The organism is Metabacillus fastidiosus NBRC 101226 (assembly GCF_001591625.1).
GTDB classification, from domain to species: domain Bacteria; phylum Bacillota; class Bacilli; order Bacillales; family Bacillaceae; genus Metabacillus; species Metabacillus fastidiosus.
In genome coordinates this window covers 25,456-32,252 of the sequence record NZ_BCVG01000036.1, presented here as the reverse complement: position 1 = coordinate 32,252, position 6,797 = coordinate 25,456, and the positions used below count along the sequence as shown (strand labels likewise).

Here is a 6,797-nt window from a genome sequence, read left to right as displayed (position 1 = left end):
AAGTGGGGGATGAGAAAAAACCCCGACTGATGGAAGTTTCACTTTATTGACTGATGGCAGCGCCATAAAAAAATCTGGCAACCTCTATAAATAAAAAGAGGTTGTTTTTATATAAAACTAAAAATTTCAACTTTCTTCCTAAACCTGCATATATTAAAAAAGGAAAAGCCCATGTTTAAAAAATCGCGATTATCGGCAGCAAAAAAGGCCTTTATGGCCTTTTTTTATTTACATCATTTGATCTTTGAGTTGTTTAACTTATGAGCATAAACCGTTACAAATATACTTCCCAATATGACTATAATTGTATAAATTATCACAAAAACTGATTTATCAAATTCAAGGGCAAAAGGTAGAATAAAAGTTAAAATACCAATAAATATTGCAAAAAGTCCATACGCCTTAGCTAATTTATTTCTATCTCCTTTAAAAGTCTTATCATTAAAGCCAGCAATGATTGAAAGTTCTTTTTTGATCCAGATCAAATATCCTAAAAAGATTGAAATAAAACCTACTAAAGCACATGTTATTACTCCTCCTAAAAACATACACATACTCCCCCTTAAAAGAATCCATCCAACATTTGGTCTATATATTGTAAAATCATACCATTAATTATTTTGAATTGTCTTTTATTTAAGCAAAATTATTAAATATAGATGTAATATAAATCTAGTTAACATAATGTTCATTTTAGTCCGCAAAAAAAGACCTTTATGGCCTTTTTTATTAACACATTGAATCTTATAAATAATGTCTTGTTAGCTAAAAAAGAATTTACTCTATATACTCGATTAATTTTCCAGGGACTGTTTCAAAAATTAAAATTTCAGGATCCTTATAAGGATTGTGTTTGAAATACTCATCCAATGTAGTCATACTTTCCCAATACTGTACTATTAAATCTTCTATTGGTGGTAATCCTACAGTATAGTATCCTTTACCCCCATCATATTGATCTTCCATATAACCAAATAAATCAGTGGATATATCTCTATTAAAAACTAAAATTTTATCACTAAATACAGGGAATCGAAGGCAAGGTTTTTCAAAAGGTTCCAAATCTGCACCGAAGGCAATGTTAAAATCAATCCATTTTGGTGAATTTGCTGGTCTAAAACGCTCTGTTAATTCTGGAAATAAACCACCACCACTACTTCCATACCACCTTGATCCCGTTCTACGGCTTAATCCTTTACTTAAAGCATTTTGTTGAATTATATATATATCGCTATCTTTTTCACCAATTACCATATGGTATAAATACAAAATATCGCCCCCCTATAAAACACACCTTTTGTACTGTTAACTGCAATTAGCTTACTTACAGTTCAATTTAATGTTTTGAAGTTTTAAATGTTTTTTGAGAGAGAAAATAAGCTAATGTAGCAATAATTAAAGTTGCAAGTAATGGAATTGAAATAGTTTCTACGATCATTCCATTTTGACTTGAAACATTCTCAAATGCATAAAAATCAGGAGTATAAAAAGCAGTAAGAAGTAAACCAGATGATATTTGAAATACTACATATAACAGTACAAAACTAATTATAAAAATAAGATACTTTTTCAAAATCCTCACCCCAAATTCCAATTATAACCTTAAATGGTTAAAAAGATCTATTCATTTTTAACATAATTGACATTTTACATAGTAAATGGAGCTTTGAAATAAAGTTTAATTGAAACAATGTTATTAACCTTGATAAAAGAACGAAAGAAAAGAGCATGTTTTGAAAAAAAGCTTAATCATTTTTTGTTCCTTCTTCAACAAAAGCACCGATTAGTTTAAGTACATTTATTCACAAACTTAAATGGTTTACTAAGAAAATTCAGTTCATTTATTACAGGAACGCTGCTCCTTCATTGACATAAAACAAGACTACTCAATGAGAGTTCTTCTTAGTCTCTAGTACTCTATATCTCAAGAAAGTAGATAGGAACTAACTAATAGGAAAATCATATTGACCATTACCCTTCATTATCAATTAATTCCACCATTTTTAGTACAATCAAATTCTACTGCTACATGATGTAATGAAGAAATACCACTTTCTGAATATTTACCTCCAATAGTAATAAGATATCTTCGATCATCATTAATTAAGTCATAATCATACCCTTTTTGTTCCCAGACTCCACCCTCACTCTCTGCTTGGGAAGAAATAGAGTTAATCCTTGAAAAGAATTGCATACCGCCATCAGATGAACTATATTGTGTCTTAAAAGAACCCGAAATACTAATAGTTCTTACACTTGACCCTATATGGAAATCTACTGTCTTCGTTACTAGTTCAGGAGAAGAAATATCGTTGCTCTTTGTTACAGTAATCTTTGTATTTGCTCTATCAATAAGTATCTTTTCAAATTCTTCTGGTTCAACCCAATCTTCTGGTAAAAATTCATTCATAGGTACTACATCGACTCCAAAACCTTCATACTTGGCAACTATATTATCCTTGAGTATGACATATTCTTTATAATAATCTTCTTTTTGTTCTTCAGTTAATTTTAAACTAGCTTTCGGTTTCACTTCGCTTTTATCAGTATCAGCTAGAGGCTCATCTTCTACTCTTTGTTTAATAGTTGGAATTTCTACTTTCTCTTCCTTTACCTGTTTTTCTGTTTCTTCATTCACTTTGCACCCTGCTAACATAACTGTTCCAAGCAAAATCCCTACGTATAAATACTTTTTCACCTTCACTCATCCCCGACTAAATATAATTTTTTCTAAAATTATACATTAAAACTAAATATTATCAATATTTTCAATTCGAGAAATATTGAAAGATTAACTCTAACTCTTTAAACTTATTCTAAATATGCTTATTAAACTTACCTGAACTGTTATTTTAATAAGAAAAACTGAAGTGTAGATAATTCCGGTGCATCTTTGTTTTAAATCGACAGTAAAAAGGATCTTTCGCTTGAAGATCCTCCTTCACTATTTATTAAATTTACTTATCATTAATTCATTGATTGGTTTAATTGACTGATCAGAAAATGAATAAATTGTATGAGTATCTCCTTCTTTCTGAATTGTTCCAGATTTCTCATCTATCCAAAGAAAATAAGCTTCTTCCCCGCATTTTATTCTATATTGTGGTTCCACCATATTAACAACACCCGGCTGCTTAATTGAATCATTAATTGCATCATTAATTGTTTTAATTTCTTCTTTACCTGTCAAAAATAATTTTCCTGAATCGTAATCATTCATCTTATCAATAATTACAACTTCCTGTTCTTCAACATTTTCATTCGTTTTAATTAATATTTCTGACTCTAAAGGCTTCAAAGGAGGAAGCTCTACTCTTTCTATTTCTTCAAAGGAATTAACGGACTCCTTTTCTAGTCTAAAAAGAATAAACAGTGATATTCCAATTGTTAAAATGATTAAAAATACAATTTTAGATAAGTGCTTTTCCATATAGTCCCCTTCCGAAAATCTCAATATCTAACAAATATAACATTAACAAAATATGAAAATAAAGGAATATATATTAAGCTAGTTAACATAAAACACATTTTATTGTACAGAGATAATAAAGTTGTTTAATTATGATGTAGAGAAACAAAAGCCTTACTACATACGAAATGTAATAAGGCTCTTAAAAATTGTTTAATAAGAAAATTAGTATATTTTTTAATTACATTTCTAAGAATACATTCTTATAAATAAATCATGTTGTAATTAAAAAATCAGAACTTACTAATGAATTACATCTTTAAAAACACAACATAAATGCATTTTTATGTATATTGTATGAAACCTAATCTAATACGAAAACTAATAAACTGATTTCTCTTACACTAAGGGAAATCAGTCTTTGTTTTTAGAACTAAAATAGTGATCGATGTAGAACATGGGTTACTTGCTTTTGTTTGTGATCATAGAAAGCCTTTAATAAAATGAAGCTTAGAAAGCACCGATGTGAGCAACAAGGAAGCTTCATTACTTACTTTCAGTTATAGATATTTAAAATAAAATTTTCGAAGCCTCAGCTGTAAACGGTACTAATTCTTCCACACGGCCGTTTCTTATCTTTTCTGCCCAAGCTGGATCTACCAGTAAAGCGCGTCCCACTGCTACCAAATCGAATTCTTCTCGTTCAAGTCTCTCGATCAATCCATCGATATTGACATTTTGAGCTCCTTTTCCTTCTGCAAAAAAACTAATAAACTCTGTATCAAGGCCTATTGATCCAACTGTAATCGTTGGTTTACCCGTCAATTTCTTTGTCCAACCTGCAAGATTGAGAGGTGAACCTTCGAATTCTGGTTCCCAGAAACGGCGAGTTGAACAATGAAAAATATCAACTCCAGCATCTACTAAAGGAGATAGAAATTGATCCAGCTGTTCAGGAGTTTCTACCAATTTAGCTGTAAATGGTCTTCTTTTCCATTGCGAATAACGGAGTATAATAGGGAAATCCGGACCTACGACACGCCGGCATGCCTGGATAATCTCAACTGCAAAACGTGTACGAGTGATAAAATTACCACCGTAATGATCGGTCCGCTTATTGGTTTGCTCCCAAAAGAATTGGTCAATTAAATAACCGTGTGCACCGTGGAGTTCAATTCCATCGAAACCAAGCCTCTTAGCATCTGCAGCCGCCTGAGCAAACGCTTCAATCACTTCTTCGATTTCTCGGTCTGTCATAGGCTCATTTACTTTAAAACCTTCTGCAGTTAGTCCAGATGGACCAATAGGTAAGGATTCCGGGTTTGGTGGCTTACCGATACCGCGCTGAGTGCCCACATGCCAAAGCTGCGGTATTATCCGACCACCTGCTTTATGCACTGACTCCACAATTTTCGCCCATCCTTTTAAAGCATTTTCACCATGAAAATAGGGAACGTTGGGATCTGTAGAGGCAGCTGGGTGATTAATCACTGTACCCTCGGTCACAATCAGCCCTACACCTTTTTCTGCTCGGCGTTTATAGTAATTTAAAACATCATCGCCTGGTACTCCTCCTGGTGAAAATGCTCGTGTCATGGGTGCCATGACGATACGGTTAGATAGCGTCATATTACCTAATGAAAAAGGTTGAAATAAGGATTGAACCGAGTGATTTTGATTCATAAAATGCCTCCTAATGGGTTAGTTGAAAGTAATAAGGATTAAATATTGCTTTTCATGTCTTCTTGACAACATAATTAATTTAGTAAATAATCTATCATTATATTGAAGTAATGGGGGACTGAATTAGATGAGTACAGACAATCACAATCCAGATAAGAATATAGATAATTTAACGAAAGAACTTGCTTTCGTATTTAGTCAGTTAAAACGTATAGGGCATGTTTTCAGTCCCTCAAAGGATCTAAGGCAGAGCGAATCAAATTTGCTTGTTTACCTGACTTATCTGTGTCCACCGGGTACAAATGGTATCAAAGTTTCCGAACTGAGTAAGCAGTTGAAAATCACCTCAGCAGCTGTGACACACGTCATTCAATCACTTGAAAAAAACGGGTATATTACACGCACAATGGATCCCAGTGACCGACGCTCTATTCTTGTATCAGCTACCAAAGACGGACATAATTTTGTTGAAGCAAGAGAGAAAGAACTGTTTGAACGTTTTCATCATTTGAGCGAACATTTAGGTACTGATGATGTACAACAACTCATACGTATTTTAACTAAATCTATAAGATTCCTTAGTACTTACCAAGATAGTGATGAAGTCAAACCATAGTCTGAATACGGACTATGGTTTTATTTTAGCGTTAGTTTGATAAGATCCTTCTTCGATCTCTTTAAGGATTGAGTTGGCAGTGGGTCTCCATTGTAATTGTTGCTCAGCTCGTAATCCAGATACTCTTTGATTAATACTGGATCCCCAAGCAGCAGGCCCGATCGCTTTAACCGCGTCTTCATAACTCCACGATACAATTTTATCTACGCCGACTATTTTACCAACAGATGTCATGAGCTCTTTGGTCGTAATTAACTCCCTGGAAGCTGCATTAAATAACGAACCAGGTTTTGCCCGTGAATAAGCGGATACGTAAAGGTTTGCCAAATCGTCAACGTCAATTGTTGACCACGCGTTTTGTCCATCATTTATATATTTTGCAGATTGAGATAGCTTAGTTCTTTTAATAGTTGCTTGAACTAATCCGCCTCCACGTCCGTAAATTAGAGTTGGACGAATTACGATCGTACGGATATTACGTTGAGCGGCTGCCAACACTTCTTGTTCCTGATTCGCTTTCCATTGTAAAAAAGGCAAGGGATTCAGATCCGAATCTTCATTAACGACATTCTGAAAGGTATCGTTATAGATTAAGGTTCCGCTTGTATAAATGAATGGTTTTCCAGTATCTTCTAAACAATCTAACATTGTTTTAACCGCAGATACATCGAGCTTTTCCATATCCGGGGTATGCGATATTGCCGTATGAATGACACCATCAGCTTTTCTTACACTTTCCTCCAGCACACATAGATCCGCAAGATTTCCTATAATCGGGGAAATCCCCATTTTAACCGACTGCTCTGCTTTCTCTTGTGATCTTATGAGTCCCGAAACCTGATACCCTTGCGATAAAAAATGTTGAGCTACTACTGATCCGACATACCCCGTAATTCCTGTAATGAATATCTTCACTCGAAAACCTCCTTTGATTTTAATTAATTTAGTAACTAATTAATTTAGTAACTTAGTAAACATTATTCAACATCTCCAATTTATTGTCAATACTTAAGCATGATTATCTTGATTATTCCGTCAAAATAGCTAAAGCCTAATTTTTCGGTATTGTAAGCGAAAAATTAGGCTTCT

At 33.4% G+C, this 6,797-nt stretch carries 8 protein-coding genes; 1 reads left to right on the top strand and 7 read right to left on the bottom strand.

Annotation, left to right across the window (positions count from 1 at the left end):
* Positions 1 to 233: 233 nt before the first annotated feature.
* The 6 genes from BFA01S_RS10735 to BFA01S_RS10710 form a co-directional block, all read right to left on the bottom strand.
* Positions 234 to 548, bottom strand: coding sequence for a DUF3784 domain-containing protein (locus BFA01S_RS10735; protein WP_066229721.1), 315 nt, complete (start codon positions 546 to 548; stop codon positions 234 to 236).
* A gap of 229 nt (positions 549 to 777) precedes the next feature.
* Entirely contained in the window at positions 778 to 1,269 is a 492-nt protein-coding gene (locus tag BFA01S_RS10730; protein ID WP_066229718.1) for a hypothetical protein, read from the bottom strand.
* A gap of 67 nt (positions 1,270 to 1,336) precedes the next feature.
* Positions 1,337 to 1,573 (bottom strand): hypothetical protein, encoded by a 237-nt coding sequence (locus BFA01S_RS10725; RefSeq protein ID WP_066229716.1) that lies wholly within the window; start codon positions 1,571 to 1,573, stop codon positions 1,337 to 1,339.
* 411 nt (positions 1,574 to 1,984) lie between these two features.
* The gene (locus BFA01S_RS10720; protein WP_066229713.1) at positions 1,985 to 2,698 is read right to left on the bottom strand and encodes a hypothetical protein; all 714 of its coding nucleotides are present in this window, start codon (positions 2,696 to 2,698) and stop codon (positions 1,985 to 1,987) included.
* 246 nt (positions 2,699 to 2,944) lie between these two features.
* A complete protein-coding gene (locus BFA01S_RS10715) occupies positions 2,945 to 3,430 on the bottom strand; it encodes a YhfM domain-containing protein (protein ID WP_066229710.1) in 486 nt (161 codons plus the stop codon).
* A 549-nt stretch (positions 3,431 to 3,979) separates the two neighbouring features.
* Positions 3,980 to 5,092, bottom strand: coding sequence for an NADH:flavin oxidoreductase (locus BFA01S_RS10710; RefSeq protein ID WP_066229707.1), 1,113 nt, complete (start codon positions 5,090 to 5,092; stop codon positions 3,980 to 3,982).
* A gap of 127 nt (positions 5,093 to 5,219) precedes the next feature.
* Here BFA01S_RS10710 and BFA01S_RS10705 point away from each other — a divergent pair, with 127 nt between their 5' ends.
* The gene (locus BFA01S_RS10705; protein ID WP_066229704.1) at positions 5,220 to 5,708 is read left to right on the top strand and encodes a MarR family winged helix-turn-helix transcriptional regulator; all 489 of its coding nucleotides are present in this window, start codon (positions 5,220 to 5,222) and stop codon (positions 5,706 to 5,708) included.
* Positions 5,709 to 5,720: 12 nt separating this feature from the next.
* On the opposite strand, the gene BFA01S_RS10700 is transcribed toward BFA01S_RS10705, so the two are convergent.
* The gene (locus BFA01S_RS10700; protein WP_066229702.1) at positions 5,721 to 6,623 is read right to left on the bottom strand and encodes an NAD-dependent epimerase/dehydratase family protein; all 903 of its coding nucleotides are present in this window, start codon (positions 6,621 to 6,623) and stop codon (positions 5,721 to 5,723) included.
* Positions 6,624 to 6,797: the final 174 nt, after the last annotated feature.

Excerpts from the sequence above, each read along its gene's own strand:
- BFA01S_RS10715 (WP_066229710.1), bottom strand. The coding sequence starts at position 3,430 with ATGGAAAAGCACTTATCTAAAATTGTATTTTTAATCATTTTAACAATT.
- BFA01S_RS10705 (WP_066229704.1), top strand. The coding sequence starts at position 5,220 with ATGAGTACAGACAATCACAATCCAGATAAGAATATAGATAATTTAACG.
- BFA01S_RS10710 (WP_066229707.1), bottom strand. The coding sequence starts at position 5,092 with ATGAATCAAAATCACTCGGTTCAATCCTTATTTCAACCTTTTTCATTA.
- BFA01S_RS10735 (WP_066229721.1), bottom strand. The coding sequence starts at position 548 with ATGTTTTTAGGAGGAGTAATAACATGTGCTTTAGTAGGTTTTATTTCA.